Source organism: Paenibacillus sp. CCS19, assembly GCF_033239625.1.
GTDB lineage: Bacteria > Bacillota > Bacilli > Paenibacillales > Paenibacillaceae > Paenibacillus_T.
This window is the reverse complement of sequence record NZ_BTCK01000005.1, coordinates 14,541-32,228: the sequence shown is the minus strand read 5'-3', so window position 1 is coordinate 32,228 and position 17,688 is coordinate 14,541. Positions and strand designations below refer to the sequence as shown.

The following is a 17,688-nucleotide window of genomic DNA, read 5'->3' as shown; positions in this document are numbered from 1 at the left end:
GCAGCAAGTCAAGTCGAGTTACTTCATCATAGCCGCAAGTGTTTGACGGCCTGCAGCAATCTCCGAATCAAATCGATTACGATACTCTTGAATGATAGCTGTGCTATAGCCGTTTGCTGTCAATTTGGCCTCAGTGTCTGAAAGAATAGCATTAAACTGTGACGTGATGTCGGATAGGTAAGCTTCACCTTGCGCATAGATTGTTTGCTTCGCAGCCTTGTCCGTCGCACTTAGATATTGTTGAGCTAAGCTTAGGAAGCTTGATTTGGCTGAATTATAGAGTGACTCCAGCTTCGAATCCGCTTCAGATTTGATCTGCTCATACGTCGGTTTGTTTACCACTCCACTTCCGCCTGCAGATCCTGCACCTGTACCATTACCGGACGACGTACCGTTATTCGTACCTTGTTCTCCACCAGTTGATCCGTCCGACTTCCCGCCATCGTCACCGTTCGACTGTTGTTCCTCGCGGTACGACTTCGATTCGCCCGAAATACGATGGTTCGCCGAGTCCCACTTAATTTGAGTTCCGATGCTCTCGCTCATGAATCGAACCGGTACATAGATTGAATTGTTAACAATGAAAGCCGATTGTCCTGCTGGCAGATTGCGTGCAACACCATCAAAGACAAATGCAGCACTAATCGGCGATGCTGTAACCGTCGTTCCGCCTACCGAGGATTGTTTCCCTTTCTCCCCTGCAGCGTTCATCAAATACTCGCGAAGGACGGTAAGCTCATTAGCAGACGGTTCCGTTACGGTCACTTTCTTCGTTGCGCTATCCCACACTACCTTCTTCTGAAGCGCATATGAGATAAAGCGAACCGGCACATAGGACGTGCCTTGATTCACAAATATAAACTGCCCATCCGGTAGGTTCACGGTCTTGCCGTCGAATACGAGCTCAAACGCAGACGTTTGCACTTTCACTGGTTTACTCGTTGTTGTTTGCGCATTCGCGACTGATGGGAGCATTAGCGCAAGTGCGATAATCGCTACCCAAATAGATTTTAATTTTGTACCCAACGTTTATCCCTACTTTCCGTTCATCTGTTTCATAATTGCAGAAATGCCGGCGGAACGAGCAGCAACTTTCGCCTTATCATATTCCGATTTCCAGTTAGGCATCGAAGTCGCCGGAATACCGGCCGCCTTATAGTCAGCCTTCGCCTGAGCTTGAAGCTGGCTGAACTGACTGTCACACGTGGCTTCTGCATCCGCAAGCTGACCAAGGAACTTTGCCTGCAGCTTGCTGAGCGACGCTTTCGGATCCGCGTCCAGGTCTGCCAGTATAGCATTCAGCAGTGTATTGCTCTTAGCCGTACAGGTTGACTTGAGAGATGCAAGCTTTTGGTCGTACTTGGCGTTGATTTCGGTTTTCTTCTCAGTCGCCTTCGCATCTAATTGCTCTGCATCCCCAGATGTATCTGTACCCTTATCTGGAACCATCACACTATCTTTACCGGTATTGTTATTTCCTTCTTTTCCCTCAATGGCAGCATCTTTATTTGTTGTTGTGCCCACTGCTTTATTCTTCTTCAATTCATCCCATTTACGATCATATTCCTTGATTTTCTCAGGATCTCTCTCGCCTACCCATTCAATCGGAAAATCAGAATCAAGTATTCTCAGCGTCTTCCCATATTTGCTCGTTATTGATCGCAGCAACTCAATTTCTTCAGGCTTCAACTTCTCTAACAGCAAATCACGAATACGCTGCTTCTCTTCCGTAGTCAGATCATACGCAGCAGTCCCTTGGAGATATTTAATCTCTCGTAGACTCAGCCCCGAGTTCAACAATATTGACGCAACATCTAATGCATCCTGTCCCTCGATATCCTTACCTACTAGACCAGCGGCTTTGTCAACCGCGCCTTCAAGCACACCTGGAATCTTAACGGGTTCTACAACGCTTGTACCATTTTCATCAGGCTGATGACGGCTCTTAATATCATCAAGGCTAACGGATTTAATATACCAATATCCGTAACCCAGTACCGCAATAACAAGTAGGAAAAGTACCAAGACAACGATAATGAGCCACTTCACCCAGCGTTTCATTTTTTTCTTTGAGCGATACCGTTTTTCCCTCGTTCTAGTTTCAGTCATATTACCTCACATGTTAATCATAATATTTTACTCAATATAGCAGGAGTATCTAGTGATTTGCAGACTTACATAATTTTAGAATAATTAGAGCGTTTGTTCATAAGCCGTATCGTTAGTCCTTACTAAATAAATCCCTAGTATACACTTTCGATATTACATCACTTAGATCATTTGATAACCTATTCGTTACAATAACATCACTAACAGCTTTAAATTCCTCGAGATTATTAATTACTTTAGAATTATAAAAAACCGTTTCGTTTAATGACGGCTCATAAACGATTACTTCAATTCCTTTGGCTTTTATTCGCTTCATAACACCTTGAATTGCAGACTGTCGGAAATTATCTGAGTCCATCTTCATTGTTAATCTGAATATACCAACTACTTTAGGCTGCTTCCGCAGGATCATATCTGCAATATGATCTTTCCTCGTTCTATTCGCATCCACAACCGCCCCCATAATACTGTTAGGGACATCAGAATAGTTTGCCAATAGCTGCTTTGTGTCTTTCGGTAGACAATAACCGCCATAACCAAAGGAAGGGTTATTATAGTAATCACCAATTCTAGGATCCAGCCCCACACCTTCAATGATCTGCTTCGTATTTAGCTGTCTTACTTCCGCATACGTATCAAGCTCGTTAAAGAAGGCAACCCGCATCGCTAGGTATGTATTCGCAAAAAGCTTAATCGCTTCCGCCTCAGTAGAGTTTGTAAACAGAATATCAATTTGCTTTTTTTCTGCACCCGCAGCCAATAAATTCGCAAATCTATTTGCTCTCTCTGATTGCTCCCCTACAATAATACGCGAAGGATACAGGTTATCATACAATGCCTTACCCTCTCTTAGAAACTCTGGTGAAAAGATTATATTTTCCGTTTCGAATTTTTCCCTTACTTTAGCTGTATATCCCACAGGAACTGTCGACTTAATTACCATTACCGCATCTGGATTGATCGATAACACATTGGCTATAACAGCCTCAACTGTCCGAGTATTAAAATAGTTAAGTTCAGGATCATAATTAGTAGGCGTAGCTATTATAACGAATTGTGCATCTTTAAACGCTTTGTAGTTATCAGTTGTTGCCGTTAAATTTAGCTCTTTACTAGCTAAATACTCCTCTATCTCGTTATCGATAATAGGTGACTTTCTGTTATTAATCATATCTACTTTTTCTTGGATAATGTCGAGTGCTATTACCTCGTTATGTTGGGCGAGCAAAATTGCATTTGATAATCCTACATAACCTGTTCCAGCAATCGTTATTTTCATATTTATCACTTTCCCATCATATTAGTAAAATTCCAGCTTTAAATTGAGTACTTATTTGTAATATTGCATATACCATTCCACAAACCTTCTCAGGCCTTCTCCTATTGAAGTAGAAGGATTGAATCCTATCGCTCGCTTTAAATCATCCACATCAGCAAACGTAGCCTTGACGTCCCCCGGTTGCATCGGCAAGAACTCTATGATCGCTTGTTTGCCAAGCAAATTCTCTAATGTATGTATGAAATCCATTAGTTTGACCGGTTCGTTATTTCCGATATTGTACAATTTGTATGGTGCATAACTAGAACTCGGGTTTGGATTTTCTCGATCCCAATTTTCATCAGCAACCGGAGGCTTCTCCAGCAACCGCAAGATACCTTCTACAATATCATCGATATATGTAAAGTCGCGCATCATGTCCCCATGATTAAACACTTTAATCGGAACCCCATTCATTATGTTATTAGCGAACGAAAAATAAGCCATATCAGGTCTGCCCCATGGCCCATACACTGTAAAGAATCGAAGTCCTGTAGTCGGCACCTGATAAAGATGGCTATATGTGTGTGCCATTAACTCATTTGCTTTTTTGGTTGCAGCATAGAGACTAACTGGATGATCTACGCTATCCATAGTAGAGAATGGCATCTTCGTATTGGCACCATATACCGAGCTAGAAGAAGCGTATATTAAATGCTTAATTTTATAATGACGGCAGCCTTCTAATATATTTGTAAACCCTACAAGGTTAGAATCAATATATGCGCGAGGATTTTCTAGACTATAACGAACGCCAGCTTGCGCTGCTAAATTAATAACATGAGTAAATCCATGTTCCTTAAACAAATTATCAATACCATGACGATCCGCTAAATCAAGCTGCTGGAAAGTAAAGTTATCAAACTTTATTAACTCACTTAACCTATCATCTTTCAATTGAACATCATAGTAGTCATTTTTATTATCAATCCCAACTATGTTATGACCTACTTCGAGTAGTCGCTTTGATAAGTGCATACCAATAAACCCAGCTGCACCGGTAATCAATACAGTCATTATTATTTTCCCCTTCTACGCTAACCTTGTTTTTCTCTCAAGAACAATTTTATAAATTATACTTTTTGATTAAATATTCTCTTTTTTCGCTATAATTCATTACCTTCGTGAAGTCAGCTGTTTCTTTACACTTTTCGTAATATTCCTCAAGAGACTTAATTACTTTAGCCGGCACACCTGCAGCGATACTATTTGAAGGAACATCTTTTGTGACGACCGCTCCTACTCCAATAATCACATTATCACCTATATTCACTCCAGGCATTATCGTAGCATTGATACCAATATGAACATTACTACCAACCTTTATGGTTCCAAACTTATCGGAGTTTACTAGCATTCCATTATTTCTTAATACCCACACACCGCCATCGTGAGTAATAAAAGTGACACCTTTCGTTATTCTTACATTATCACCAATTTGAATTAAATAAGGCTCACTACCGAAAGAAACGTTATCATAGACTTCGCATCCTGCCCCCAAACTTACCTCACTTGTACGTTTTATTATTTGTGCCCTCTTAGATGGAGAAGAATGTTTAATCCTATATCTAATGAATAACTTAAAAATATTCACTTGTTCATCACCTTTGACTTTATAGTTTCCCACCCGAGCATTACAAATTTTCTGTTAAGATAAATAATCCAACCCAATATTAAAATTTCAACCAAAACACTAATCATCACATTTGTATTTAAACAAATCATCGCTACCGTACAGAATACGATAGCCATGATTAGAATTGGACTCCATTTTACTTTAAATACCGTAAACCTTTGGACTAAAAAATATCTTAACATTAGCATCGCAATTGCTCCCGACACTTGTCCTGCAATGACAGCTGGTATCCCGATTTTATCAATAAGGCAGACAGCTAATACCACAGTAACTAAACCACCTATTGCAGTAGTAAGAAATTGATATTTTGTTTTATCTAAAGCCTGAAACATAGATCCCATATTGGAAGCCATGGTATTGGCTACAGCATATACTAATAACCCAGGAACATAAATTAATGATTCATGATATTCTGTTTTCGAAATAAAATAATAAAACACGACGATAGCAGGCACAGCCATTATGGCGATAGATTGAAATATTTTAAACAAACTCTCTATTGTTCTGCCAAAGTCCTCTCCTCGCTTTTTCGATTTAACCGATAGAATAGACTCTTCAATAATAGCCATAGTAATAACGCTGCCGATCATCGTAATTACTAATGGAAATTTATTTGCAAACGAATATAGCCCGTTTTCATACACTCCTAGTTTTGCAGTAATAATCAATCTTCCAAATCCAGATATTAACCAAGCAGATGTTAGGTTCAAGACTAACGGCAAAGAGAATGCTATCATTCTCTTCACCCATTTAATATCGAAATCTGAAAACTTGAACATCCGAACGACTCTAACTTTTATCTCGATGGTTATGATAGTGGCAACTTGCCCAGCGCAATAAGAAAGCAAAAGTCCGATTAATCCCATTTTCATTGTAACTACAAGAATAATTACAAAAATGAAGTTTACCAAAGTGGATAATATCCCGGACACAACGAACAATTTATTATACTTAAAAGCCCTTGCATAATACTGCCATAAATACACACAAGAGTTTAGTATAATCATGGCCGCTACCAACCCAAAATATTTAACTTCGAAATCATAAATAGCGTCAAATAGAGCAATTCCCAATAATAGAATAATTGAAATTACAAAAGAAAATAGGGCTGAAGAAGTAACAATTTTCCGTTTAATGTTTACATCATTTTCTATTAATATATATTTTAATACCGCTTCCCATATGGCTAGAATGATAATGGGGGATAATATCCCCATCATTGCTTGATTTGAATCGAAGTACCCCAAATCATCTGCATTTATATAAAAAGCATAAATTGGAATTAATAAAGACGTCATAATTTTCGACGAAAAATTACCGATAAAATACAGTCCTGATTTTCTGACTAACCCCTTACTAAGCATAATACAACTATCTCCCGGCCTTAATTTAGTAACCTCTACAGGAAAAACATAACGTCACTCCACGCAAAACATCAATTTGTTTTATGAAACTCCAATCTATTCATCATCTCTAATTAATTTCCTATTTGTATACATTACATAAAAAAGCATGGAATACAAAAATAAATAACTTCTCCAATAATATGTAACCTGACCATACTCCATTATTAGAGTAATTAATAAAATCCAAAAGAGCATCCTACATATAGTACTTTTCTTTCGAATTGACATATATTTAAACAATACAATTAAAACATACGCATAATATATAATAAATCCTATAATACCCCCAGATACGAGAATCTCCATGTAGTTACTGTCAGAAACAATTCCCCATAAATTAATTACACGAAAGGCATCCAACCCATATCCGTATATAGGGCGTTCTTTAAATAAATCCATTGCTTGATCAAGTAATCGTAATCGTGTATAAATTGAAGCATCATTAACATTCTCATTGGATATTAAGTTAATAAACTCGTTAAGCCTTGCGCCTAAAACAGAATACAATAAAGGAATACTTTGAGTTAAATAGTATAATATACCGCTAATTATCAATCCAATACTACCATACAGCACTTTCTTACTTCCCTTATTTAATACAGTTAGTGTCATAATTAACCCTAACACTAAGAGAACCAACCCTTTTCTTGAACCAGTCGCCAGAATTGTCACCAAAAATATCAAACTATAAAAATAATATATTTTTCCCTTGTTTTTCTTAAAAATAAGGTACACTGAGAATATAATTGATAAGGATGAATAATATGCAATTGCATTCGATCCTACAGTGGTTAAATTTAATCCAAATATATTATAGGTACTTGCTTCCCTCCACGAAAATGCGAGCCTACCTGTAAATAACGAGTCTTTGTATACAATTAGTAATACAACATTACTTATCAACGATGAAAATATATATAGCTTCAACAACTTTTCAGTGTTTTTCGTATTGACTATAAAGCTATATATAATTATCGAAAGAAGTAAGTTTATACTAACTGTTTGGAGCATACCGTAGGAATGCCCCGGGGCTACAGCCTCACCTGTAGTGATTAGTGCAATATTATACAAAATAAAAGTAAATGAAGTAATATGAAACCCATTCAACTTAAAGCCTCTGCACTTAAATAAGTAAAATATACACAGCAGCATAAACAACATAGCTGTAATTGTATAAAAGACGCTGTTTCTAGCTAAATTATCCACAACGATTTGGGCTCCCATAAGGAACCAACATAAATGCTCTAAGATTATTTTTTTTTTGTCCAATTCTTTATTTTTAACTAGCGTATAATTCATTTTCAATTCATTATCAACTAAGCTCATGTAAATGGACGCTCCTACCAAACTCAATTTACTAAACTATTTAAAAAATCCATCCATTGTACAGCAATTTTATTTATTTCAAGTTTGCCACGAATCTCTAACGCATTCCGGCTAATCTTCCGTTCCAATTCTTTGTTACCCACTATCTCGAGCAGCGCGCTAACCAGTGCCTCTTTACCACCAACTGAAATTAACATTCCGTTATCTCGATCTCTGATTAACTCTCTCGGCCCACCAATTGGGCAATCGGTTGAGATTACAGGTAACCCCAATGCCATCGCTTCTATTAGGGCATTTGGCATACCTTCATAATCAGAACTCAACACAAATATACCTGCATTACGGATTAGGCTCAGAACATCAGATCTCTTACCAGGAAAGGAAAAGGAGTTTGATATTAACTTTTCACGAGCGTACCGCTCCAACTCATCCTTCATTGACCCCTCTCCATAAATTGTAAGAATATAATCTTGATGAACCTTTTGAAATTCTGAGAAAGCCTCTATCAGTAAATGGAAGTTTTTTTGTTTTTCTAATCTTCCGACTGAAACTACTTCTTTGTTTCTCATACCAGTATTGATTTCAGGAATACGTTTCATATCTAGCGGATTCATCAATACAATTCCTTTTTTCTGTATTGTGTCAGAGAAATATGATTTAGCATCCGTTGTTTGAAATATTACTCCCTTTGTTGCCAATCGATACGCGGGTTCTCTTAGTAAGCGTTTAATTTTACTTATAGGATAGATTGCCGGGTTATTCCTTTCAGAAACGACGACAGGTATTCCCGATCCAATCAACGAAAGCGCTGTCCAAATATTCACTTTATCAGGCATAGCCAAGATAATATCTGGCTTTAGTTCCATCATCATTTTTCGCAGCTTGATATACGATTTCACAATATCAATGCCTGATTTCTGCCTTTCTTGGCTCAATGCCAGAAGGTTAACTTCCGACTTCAAATGATAAAAGCAAGGACCTTCATATTCCGTAATTATAGTGCAATGACTATGATTATCTACGAACCAATTGGCCAGTTCTGCAATTACCCTTTCGCACCCACCACCATACATGTTATGTGTTACAATTGCGATCCTCTTCAATTTCACCTACTCCTTGCACTTATATTAAAGGTTCTCATAGCCTAATTATTATTTGAAGGAATTAGTGATTTATAAATCTTTTTCAACTCCTTAGCATTTTCTTTAATATTAAAGCCCGCATCCGTTATTTGTTTAATAATCTCATATTTGTTTTCTTCCCTATTCATAACACTTATTTGATTTATTTCAGTTGCCCATATTTGAGCACCAGCTTCAAGTGGAAGGAATTTAACGAGATCGGTCAGTTTCACCTCATTCGTCACTTTATCTGATATTACCGAAGGCAAGCACGCAATCTGCCATTCAATAGCAACATTCGGAAGCCCTTCATATCTTGACGGAAGAACCATAATGTCCATTGCCTGCAGCAGTTTTTCAACTTCAAGTGACTGACCCACGAAGATAACCTTATTCTTCAATCCTAACTCTTGAACTTTACTTTCGACTTCCACTTTTAGTTCGCCATTACCGATCAGCATCAAAACGTATTCATCTGATAACTTCGTCAACTCATTGAACACATTTATTAAGAACTCATGGTTCTTCTGGTAATTGAACAAGCCTACATGACCAACCACTTTTTTATTATCTAAATCATATCTCTGGCGTATCTCTTCTCGCACTTTCTCGTTATAAACAAATCGATCAATATCATTCCCATTAATAATTACCTTAAAATTCTTATCTCTAAATAACCATTTGCCTGCATCATACCCACAGGCAAATCCTTGTGTATAGGTTCTATCAAATATCGGTCTAAGTAATTTGTGAAAGACTGTATGCTTGCAAGCAGTATTTCGACTATGTGCAATCCTTACTTTCGATCCTCCCAATTTGGCTGCAAGCATCTCGACTGCCAAAGTGCAACTATTTCCGTGAGCGTGAACAATGTCATAACCCTCTTCGCGAATTAACTTTTGCAGTTTATATATATACACCAAGGGGTTTTTATTTCGCATTGCAATCCGAAACACCTTCCCCCCCTTTGCTTCAATCTCATTAATTAGCCGATCTGGAACTTTATTAAAAACAACAAAATCCATTCTCATGTCTGATTTATCAATATACCGAAAATAATTCATTACGTTATTTGTAATACCTGATATCTCAAACTTTGTTGTCATTACCATCAGTACCTTCATGCGATTTCCTCCAGGAATATTAAATAAAGCTGAACTTTTTCACATAGATAAAAAACCTTTACATGAATACTAGATAAGCATCTCTCACTAGTATACAAGAAGGTTTTTTTACTCCATAACATTTTTCATTTTATAACCATTTCCACTTTTGTATAAACTACACAACCCTCTGGAATATCCTTTGTTATAACCGCATTCGTACCCACCACAGACCCACATTCAATAATAACAGGACCAATAACAGTTGCATTGGCGTAAACAATAACCCCATCTTTTAACCACGGTTGTGAGAATTCTTTATTTTGTACAATTCTTCTCTTATTACTATTCCCACCAAGAGTAACTCCTTGATATATCTTAACGGGCCCCTCTGTCTTAACACCTTTGCCGATAACTGTCCCAATTCCATGCACCAGCATAAACCCGCCTGCCAAATCAGCTCTGTAATCTATATCTACACTGTAAATTACTCTATTTAGATACATGATTAACTTAGAACATATAACAAGGGGCTTGAATTTCCCTAACCAATTCGCCAACCTAAACCACATTACACAGTGAAAATTCGGATTCAAAAATAAAGTATTTAGCACACGCAAAGTTGAACCTTGAGCATGTTGTTTTAAATCTTCGATTATCCTCACTTTTAACAACCCTTTATTGTTATTTAACAGCAACCAATGATTATTTGGCTGATTAGATTTTAAGCAAAAAATCCTCTAATATTTCAATGATATTTTCCGTATTCGATTCATATTTCCTAAATTCCATTTTTTCAACTTGAGTCAGAGCTTCTTCTAGTTCATGAATCTCTTTTATTGCATAAACCAAGTTGTTATTTGAAAATTCCTCGATTATTTCAAATTGATGATCGTCCACATGTTCACCGAATTTAGCCGTTCTTGGCACAGTTATGACTTTCTTGCCTTTCTTAACACTATTGACAATTGATCCCGTACCACCGTGTGTAATAATTATTTCACTACTCTCGACAGCTTCCAAAAAAGCATCCCTATCTAAAAAGTTTTTATACGGATAGTATTGAGGGATATATGTAGAATATCCTATTTGTGCAAATACCTCGTCCGTTGATATCTTATTGTCTTGTATTAACCGATCTACTTCCTCTAACAATCTGTTGAACTGAAATTTCTGGGAACCAACCGTAATAAAAATCAATAAATCCCACCTCCATTAACAGCCCCCGGGTAATGCTTTTTAATTTCATCCCACTGCACCAAAAATAAATCAGCAAATTTGTAAACGATTTTCCCTGTAATTGTAGGGGAACTTATTTTCGCAAATGATTCGATAAATATTAGTTTTTTTCTTTTTATTTTGGCCAACAAACATATTGGCAGTGTCGCTAGAGCACCGGTTGATATTATCACATCAGGCTTTTCTTTTAAAAACACACGCAGAGTTTGAAAGAATAAGATTATAGCTTTGAACGGAAACAAGAACTCACGTCTATTAATTTGCACTACTCTATATACATTTACATCTTTCAAACTAGGTTGATAGTTGGTCTTTTCCGTTAATATAAAGCTTGTATATTTTGTCATCATCGGATAAAGCATCATGATCTGCTCTAAATGTCCTCCAGATGAAGCTGCGAAACATATTTTCATCGACTTCATTCCTCCGCAACCATTATGAGAGTCACTTAATAAGCATTTTTAGATCCCAATAGCATCTTTATCGTCTTTAAAATAATAAGACAATCGAATCTTATGCTGCATTGATTTATGTATTTTAGATCCAACTCTACCATTTGGCCAAAACTTAGCTCATTACGGCCACTTATTTGCCACAGCCCCGTGCATCCTGGTGTTACACTCAACCTTTGCTTATCATACAAAGTATATTCTTTTACCTCTCTTGGCAAAGGGGGACGCGGCCCCACCAAACTCATATCACCCCGTAATACATTCACAAGTTGCGGAAGCTCATCAATGCTTGTCTTACGAATAAACCTTCCAATTCTCGTAACACGAGGATCATGCCTCATTTTAAACATTGCACCTTCGATCTCATTCTGACCCAACAGTTTTTCCAGTTGTTTATCCGCATCCCTAACCATGGATCTAAATTTATACATTCGGAAATGCTTTTCGTCTTTGCCCACCCTTGTCTGGTAGTAAAATACCGAGCCTTTCGGATCATCAATCTTCACCAATATCGACACAACGATTAGAAGTGGCAATAAAACGACTAAACCAGCAAAAGCGCCTACAATATCGATTAATCTCTTGAGCACACCATAGACTGACCATCCACGATTCGACACCTTGCTCAGACCCATCCCAAGCTCATCGTTCACGATGATGTTCTCCACATCATTGCGACCAGGTAATAACATCGACTAATCCTCCCTCTCATAAATTTATTGCAGCATAAATTGAATTGCTGCGTTAAAAACACGAGCTATACCTTCCTGATCACACAGAAAAGCATAGCTCGTATTTCAAACCAAATATAAGTGGGGCATCGAACCCCACCTCACAACACACCACCGACGATGTACGTCTAAGGTTGTATAACCCACGGTGCATCCGAGTGCCTACGATGATAACGGTCTAGTAGACATTACCAAACTCTTTTTAGAAACTCTATATCATTACTTCAGGTTCGAGTCTATTGGACCATACGTATTCAAGAGCTGTTGAATTGTATTCAGCGTATGCTCCCTTAGCTTGCTATCCTGAAGTGCAAATTCCAACGTCGTGTCGATAAAACCAGGCAAATCACCTACATCGTACCGTTTGCCTTCATACTCGTAAGCGTATACTTGCTGCATGCTGTTGAGGGCTTGAATCGCGTCAGTCAACTGAATTTCCCCGCCAACGCCTCTCTCTTGCTTGCCTAACAGATCGAAGATTTCAGGAGTTAATATGTATCGCCCCATAATCGCTAGATTCGATGGAGCTTGGCCTGATGGAGGCTTCTCTACGAGCTGATCCACCTCATATAAAGGTCCCTTGTTAATAGAAGGCTTCACGATGCCATATCGATCCGTCTCGTGCTCTGCAACGCGCTGCACCGCAATAACCGGGCTTTGTACATGTTCATAGGTCTGTATCAATTGCCCTATGCAAGGGACTTCCGATCTAACGATGTCGTCTCCTAGCAATACAGCAAACGGCTCATCATTGAAAAACTTCCTAGCAACCCAGATCGCATGTCCAAGACCAAGCGGCTCTTGCTGACGAATGAAGTGAATATCGGCCATCTTCGATGGCTTCTGCACTTTCTCGAGCAGCTTCAGCTTCCCTTTCACCCGCAAGTTCTCTTCCAGCTCGAAAGCGCTGTCGAAGTGATCTTCAATCGCCCGCTTATGTTTACCCGTTACGATAATAATATCTTCGATACCTGCTGCCACTGCTTCTTCCACTATGTACTGAATCGTTGGCTTGCTTAATATCGGGAGCATTTCCTTCGGCATTGCTTTGGTTGCGGGCAGAAACCTCGTCCCAAGCCCTGCCGCAGGAATCAACGCCTTCCGAACGGACTGCATGAAATGCACCTCTTTCTCCTCAATAACCCGGCCACAAATAATGACAAAGTTTCATAGTATTATGAGACTATAGTAGTACTATAATACTACGAAAATTACCTCTAGTCAGCACTTAATGCCTAAAGATTTAATAAATAACGGTAATTATTCATTGTTTCCATAGTAATAGTAATAACTTTGTTCTGCTTTACTTCTTTTTACATTATTCATGACAACACCTAGTATCTTGGCATTGACTGTATCTAATCCTGCCTTTGCCTTTAAGGCTGCTTCACGCTTAACGGAACCATATTCCATAACGAGGACAACGCCATCACTCTTTGATGCGATAAGTTGAGCATCCGTAACTGCTAACAATGGCGGCGTGTCGATTAGGATGATATCGAACTCAGTTTTCAACAATTCAAGCAGTTCACTCATCCGTTTAGAAGCAAGCATCTCGGCAGGGTTGGGTGGAATTGGACCAGCCGTAATAATAAACAGATCGGGCACGTTTGTTTCCTGCAGTACATCTTCCAACTGACTCTTACGTGCCAGCAAGGAGGACAGGCCTACACGATTCGAAGCGCGAAATGTGTGATGCGCCGTAGGTTTCCGCATATCCGCATCTATTAGTACCACCCGACGCTCCGATTGAGCAAACGTAATTGCTAAATTAGAAATCGTCGTGGACTTGCCTTCACCAGGGCCAGCGGAGGTAACGACAATAACCTGAATTGCAGAATCGATTGCTGAGAAGTCGATATTCGTTCGAAGTGTCCGATATGCTTCGGAAATTGGCGATCTAGGATTCGCTAACGTAATCAAATGACGTCTATTTCCCGATTGCGACATGTTCTAGCTCCCCCGCTTTCCTCGATGGAGTCGATCTAGCTTCTGCTTGCGCTGACTGTTTCGCTACGATAACCGCTTCCTTGGACCTGTTCATCTCTGATGCACTAACTCGGTTGATCATTGCCAGTGTTGGAAGTCCCAAGATCTGCTGTACATCATCCTCTGACTTCAGGGTGTCATCCATGAACTCCAGAAGGAATGCCACTCCAATACCGATGAGGAGCGACAGTATTAACGCAACGACAGTATTCAACAGTACATTAGGAGATACCGGCTCTTTATTCGCGCCATCTTCCTTCGCATAGTTCAGAATAGATACGTTCTGAACGTTCATCAGAGCTGGTATCTCACTCTGGAAAACCTTCGAGACTGCATTTACAATACGAGCAGCCTTCTCGTATGACCGATCCCGAACAATCAGTGTCATGACCTGCGTATTGTTCACTGAGCTGACGCTGACCTTCTCGGTTAATCCTTCTGCATCGAACCCAAACTCAGGGTACATCTCGGCAACGACATCCATAATAGCTGGTGTTTTAATAATTTCTTTGTATGTATCAATCAGCTTAATATTCGTATTCACTGTATCTGTGTTGAGCTGTTGGATTTCCACGTCAGATGTTTTATTAACAATGATCTTCGTCGATGCTTCATACTCAGGCTTGATTACAAACTTACTGACGATGCCAGACAACAGCGTTGCTACTACGACCAAGGTTACAATCCACCACAAACGTTTGCGAATAATTCGGACGTAATCCTTGATTTCTAGTTCTTTCACGTCATTCTCCCCCACGATCATTGGTCGCTTTTCACATAACAAGATCGGCCCCCTCCCTATTCTTCTGGAGAGGGGGCCAACCCAATTGAACTTACTTATATATCTTTTATTTCACTTGAATCGTACGGTACAGAATGACAGCCGCTTCAGCACGGGATGCATTATTGTTCGGATTGAACTTGCCGTTGTTTCCGATCACAATACCTTCCTGAGCAGCAAGCGCAACACCGGCTTTAAGCGTAGCGTTGATCTCGGAAGCATCTTTGAACGCCTTCAGAGCGCCTTCTACATCCTTAACTGCTTCAACGCCCGTCGTCAGGCTCAGTGCACGAGCGATCATCGTGGCCATCTCAGCACGCGTGATCTTCGCATTCGGAGCAAACGTATCAGCAGCGCGGCCATTAATAATGCCCTTCTTAGCCGCTGCAGCTACGTAAGGAGCGAACCAATCCGTCGACTTCACATCTTTGAAGCTCGTCGTCAGATCGGAGCTCTCAAGGTTCAGTGCACGAATGAGCATCTTCGCGAACTCAGCGCGCGTTACATTTCCCTTAGGATCAAATACGTTCTCCGAACGTCCCGAGATAGCGCCTTTAGCAGCAAGCACCTCGATCTGACGGCCAGCCCACGATTTAACCGAAGCAATATCGGAGAAGCTTACTTTGTTCTCCACAACAACGTACGAGGAGAACGTTTCACGCGATTCTACGATCGTATCGCCATCGAGCACGCCGCCTTGGAACACCAGCTTGCCGTCGACAATCTTAGCTACGCTAAGTAGCTCTTTGTCTACGCCATCCAGATTACCAAGCGGAATGCGCAGTACGATTGGGTTTACGAATTCATGAACATCTTGTCCGCCTACTGCAAGATTGAAGTCGTATACCGAGGATACAGTCGAGTAGCCTTTAACTGCCGGTTCGCCTGCGTTATCCTTCGTCCCAACCTTGAGGCCGAGCGATTTGCCGTACTCAGCACTATTAGGAACGGACACCGTCAGTCCATTGAATGCAAGATCAAGCTTGCCGAATGGCGAAGCGTTCAGCTTCTTCATTGCCGCTTCGGACAATTTGATTTCTACTGATTCATTTACAATCTTTCCAAGGTTAACCGCCAACGCACCTGCTACCGCCTTCGCATCGGAGCCAGCCGCCTTGAGGAATTCCTGCAACTTGGCAAACGCCGAAATTACAACATCCAACTTAGCGATTACTGCATCACTTACATCTGCTACAGCTACGCCATCTACTGACTTCACCAGCGAAGAAGCATCAATAGTACCCGCATCTTTAACAACTTGCGCGAACAGAGCCAGCGCTTGTTTCACAAGTTCCTGCTTCTGTGCGTCTGTTGCGCCTTCCAGCTTCTTCATCAGATCGGTGAATTGTTGATCTACCGACACCGTAGGTACTGTGACTACAGGCGGCTGTGTTACAGTTGACGCATTCAAAACTGTAATATACGCATTAGCAATTGCTTTGGCAGCATCCTTAAATACTGTCGGATTTATTTCTTGCTTAAGTTGTTCCAACGCTGTAGCAAGATCATCGCCCGTAATACCTGCGTTTGCAGCAAGCTCTTTAAGCGCAGCAGCATCGGATGTAGACAGTGCTGCATTCAATGCGCCATTCACCAATTGCTTCGCTGCGTCTTTATCCGTAGCAAGGTCAATCCACTCGAGGATTGTCTTGGATTTCAATTGATCACCAACGTACGCTTCCGCTTGAACTGCAGCCGTCGCCACAGCATCAACCGTAATTGCGGAAGTATCCGTCACATTCACATTAGCCGCCGCTTGTTTCAATACTTGGCGGTATGCATCCGTCGTGCGAATGGTATCCAATGCGCTTACATTCAACGTAGTTGGAATGGACAACGCTTCAGCAAGCAGTTGAGCAAACACAACACGGTCAGCCCCAGAGATCTTGAGCTTAGTTGCAATCGGCCCTGCAATCGCCTCAAGCTGGTTATTCGTTAGGCCCTTAATCGCCGCACGAGCTGCTTCAACTTTCACTTTGCCGTCTGTAGTCAGCGCTGCAGATACAGCATTAAAACGATCGATAGCAACTTGCAGATTGTTCGTGCTTGCAGCGAACGCCGTTTGCGCAGCCAGATGATTAGCCAATCCTTTCTCGCTGAACGGAATACCCGCAAAGCTAGTGGACACGATCGCTGCTGCCAGCGTATACTTCAACCATTTTCCTTTGACACTCACAACTAATCACCTCATTGAAATAATGGTACAACCTACTTGCGAGTACACAATTCCTTAATATTCAAGCTAAAAAAAATAATAGAATCATATACTCTAATTAAGATTTCTTCTATGTACTTGTACTCTTCTAAGCTGTTAGCACCAGATGTCGGAAATTAATTGTTATAATTCTACCATCCAAAAAAGTGCAAGGTCAATTAATTATTCGCTAAAGATACATAATGTATCTAGGTATTTAGTATTACACAGCGCTGTTTCACCCTATGATTTCTATTACTTTTCGTAACAACAATACAATTTG

At 40.0% G+C, this 17,688-nt stretch carries 17 protein-coding genes; all 17 read right to left on the bottom strand.

Annotated elements, in window-relative coordinates:
* Nucleotides 1-18: 18 nt before the first annotated feature.
* The 17 genes from SBI19_RS05920 to SBI19_RS05840 all read right to left on the bottom strand — a co-directional run bounded on the left by SBI19_RS05920 (nt 19) and on the right by SBI19_RS05840 (nt 17,387).
* Entirely contained in the window at nt 19-930 is a 912-nt protein-coding gene (locus tag SBI19_RS05920) for a copper amine oxidase N-terminal domain-containing protein (protein WP_348538010.1), read from the bottom strand.
* Nucleotides 931-1,035: 105 nt separating this feature from the next.
* The gene (locus SBI19_RS05915; RefSeq protein WP_317965932.1) at nt 1,036-2,109 is read right to left on the bottom strand and encodes a hypothetical protein; all 1,074 of its coding nucleotides are present in this window, start codon (nt 2,107-2,109) and stop codon (nt 1,036-1,038) included.
* A gap of 112 nt (nt 2,110-2,221) precedes the next feature.
* Nucleotides 2,222-3,388, bottom strand: coding sequence for a nucleotide sugar dehydrogenase (locus SBI19_RS05910; RefSeq protein WP_317965930.1), 1,167 nt, complete (start codon nt 3,386-3,388; stop codon nt 2,222-2,224).
* 51 nt (nt 3,389-3,439) lie between these two features.
* The gene (locus tag SBI19_RS05905) at nt 3,440-4,444 is read right to left on the bottom strand and encodes an NAD-dependent epimerase (RefSeq protein ID WP_317965928.1); all 1,005 of its coding nucleotides are present in this window, start codon (nt 4,442-4,444) and stop codon (nt 3,440-3,442) included.
* Between the two features lie 49 nt (nt 4,445-4,493).
* The gene (locus SBI19_RS05900; RefSeq protein WP_317965926.1) at nt 4,494-5,021 is read right to left on the bottom strand and encodes an acyltransferase; all 528 of its coding nucleotides are present in this window, start codon (nt 5,019-5,021) and stop codon (nt 4,494-4,496) included.
* Complete coding sequence (locus SBI19_RS05895) at nt 5,018-6,427, bottom strand: oligosaccharide flippase family protein (RefSeq protein ID WP_317965924.1); 1,410 nt, start codon at nt 6,425-6,427, stop codon at nt 5,018-5,020. Before SBI19_RS05895 ends, SBI19_RS05900 begins: the two co-directional genes overlap by 4 nt.
* A gap of 96 nt (nt 6,428-6,523) precedes the next feature.
* Complete coding sequence (locus SBI19_RS05890) at nt 6,524-7,795, bottom strand: O-antigen ligase family protein (RefSeq protein ID WP_317965922.1); 1,272 nt, start codon at nt 7,793-7,795, stop codon at nt 6,524-6,526.
* A gap of 23 nt (nt 7,796-7,818) precedes the next feature.
* Nucleotides 7,819-8,898 carry a glycosyltransferase gene (locus SBI19_RS05885; RefSeq protein WP_317965920.1) on the bottom strand — a complete coding sequence of 360 codons (1,080 nt, stop codon included), beginning with the start codon at nt 8,896-8,898 and terminating at the stop codon, nt 7,819-7,821.
* A 41-nt stretch (nt 8,899-8,939) separates the two neighbouring features.
* Nucleotides 8,940-10,040, bottom strand: coding sequence for a glycosyltransferase family 1 protein (locus SBI19_RS05880; protein ID WP_317965918.1), 1,101 nt, complete (start codon nt 10,038-10,040; stop codon nt 8,940-8,942).
* A 125-nt stretch (nt 10,041-10,165) separates the two neighbouring features.
* Nucleotides 10,166-10,684: a serine O-acetyltransferase gene (locus SBI19_RS05875; RefSeq protein WP_317965916.1), complete on the bottom strand. Its 519-nt coding sequence runs from the start codon at nt 10,682-10,684 to the stop codon at nt 10,166-10,168.
* Nucleotides 10,685-10,736: 52 nt separating this feature from the next.
* Nucleotides 10,737-11,219, bottom strand: coding sequence for a PssE/Cps14G family polysaccharide biosynthesis glycosyltransferase (gene pssE, locus SBI19_RS05870; RefSeq protein WP_317965914.1), 483 nt, complete (start codon nt 11,217-11,219; stop codon nt 10,737-10,739).
* Nucleotides 11,216-11,671, bottom strand: coding sequence for a PssD/Cps14F family polysaccharide biosynthesis glycosyltransferase (gene pssD / locus SBI19_RS05865; RefSeq protein WP_317965912.1), 456 nt, complete (start codon nt 11,669-11,671; stop codon nt 11,216-11,218). Before pssD ends, pssE begins: the two co-directional genes overlap by 4 nt.
* Nucleotides 11,672-11,706: 35 nt before the next feature.
* Entirely contained in the window at nt 11,707-12,345 is a 639-nt protein-coding gene (locus SBI19_RS05860; protein ID WP_317966248.1) for a sugar transferase, read from the bottom strand.
* 315 nt (nt 12,346-12,660) lie between these two features.
* Nucleotides 12,661-13,557, bottom strand: a complete 897-nt coding sequence (gene galU / locus SBI19_RS05855; RefSeq protein WP_317965910.1) for a UTP--glucose-1-phosphate uridylyltransferase GalU — start codon at nt 13,555-13,557, stop codon at nt 12,661-12,663.
* Between the two features lie 144 nt (nt 13,558-13,701).
* Nucleotides 13,702-14,391 carry a CpsD/CapB family tyrosine-protein kinase gene (locus SBI19_RS05850; protein ID WP_317965908.1) on the bottom strand — a complete coding sequence of 230 codons (690 nt, stop codon included), beginning with the start codon at nt 14,389-14,391 and terminating at the stop codon, nt 13,702-13,704.
* On the bottom strand, nt 14,372-15,172 hold the full coding sequence (locus tag SBI19_RS05845; protein ID WP_317965906.1) for a YveK family protein: 801 nt from the start codon (nt 15,170-15,172) through the stop codon (nt 14,372-14,374). The genes SBI19_RS05850 and SBI19_RS05845 overlap by 20 nt, the downstream gene beginning before the upstream one ends.
* Before the next feature lie 106 nt (nt 15,173-15,278).
* On the bottom strand, nt 15,279-17,387 hold the full coding sequence (locus SBI19_RS05840) for an S-layer homology domain-containing protein (RefSeq protein ID WP_317965904.1): 2,109 nt from the start codon (nt 17,385-17,387) through the stop codon (nt 15,279-15,281).
* Between the last annotated feature and the right edge of the window lie 301 nt (nt 17,388-17,688).

What these genes read in the sequence shown, in the direction of transcription:
- SBI19_RS05915 (WP_317965932.1), bottom strand. Translation starts at nt 2,109, where the DNA reads ATGACTGAAACTAGAACGAGGGAAAAACGGTATCGCTCAAAGAAAAAA.
- SBI19_RS05910 (WP_317965930.1), bottom strand. Translation starts at nt 3,388, where the DNA reads ATGAAAATAACGATTGCTGGAACAGGTTATGTAGGATTATCAAATGCA.
- SBI19_RS05905 (WP_317965928.1), bottom strand. Translation starts at nt 4,444, where the DNA reads ATGACTGTATTGATTACCGGTGCAGCTGGGTTTATTGGTATGCACTTA.
- SBI19_RS05895 (WP_317965924.1), bottom strand. Translation starts at nt 6,427, where the DNA reads ATGCTTAGTAAGGGGTTAGTCAGAAAATCAGGACTGTATTTTATCGGT.
- SBI19_RS05890 (WP_317965922.1), bottom strand. Translation starts at nt 7,795, where the DNA reads ATGAGCTTAGTTGATAATGAATTGAAAATGAATTATACGCTAGTTAAA.
- SBI19_RS05880 (WP_317965918.1), bottom strand. Translation starts at nt 10,040, where the DNA reads ATGAAGGTACTGATGGTAATGACAACAAAGTTTGAGATATCAGGTATT.
- pssD (WP_317965912.1), bottom strand. Translation starts at nt 11,671, where the DNA reads ATGAAAATATGTTTCGCAGCTTCATCTGGAGGACATTTAGAGCAGATC.
- SBI19_RS05860 (WP_317966248.1), bottom strand. Translation starts at nt 12,345, where the DNA reads ATGGGTCTGAGCAAGGTGTCGAATCGTGGATGGTCAGTCTATGGTGTG.
- galU (WP_317965910.1), bottom strand. Translation starts at nt 13,557, where the DNA reads ATGCAGTCCGTTCGGAAGGCGTTGATTCCTGCGGCAGGGCTTGGGACG.
- SBI19_RS05850 (WP_317965908.1), bottom strand. Translation starts at nt 14,391, where the DNA reads ATGTCGCAATCGGGAAATAGACGTCATTTGATTACGTTAGCGAATCCT.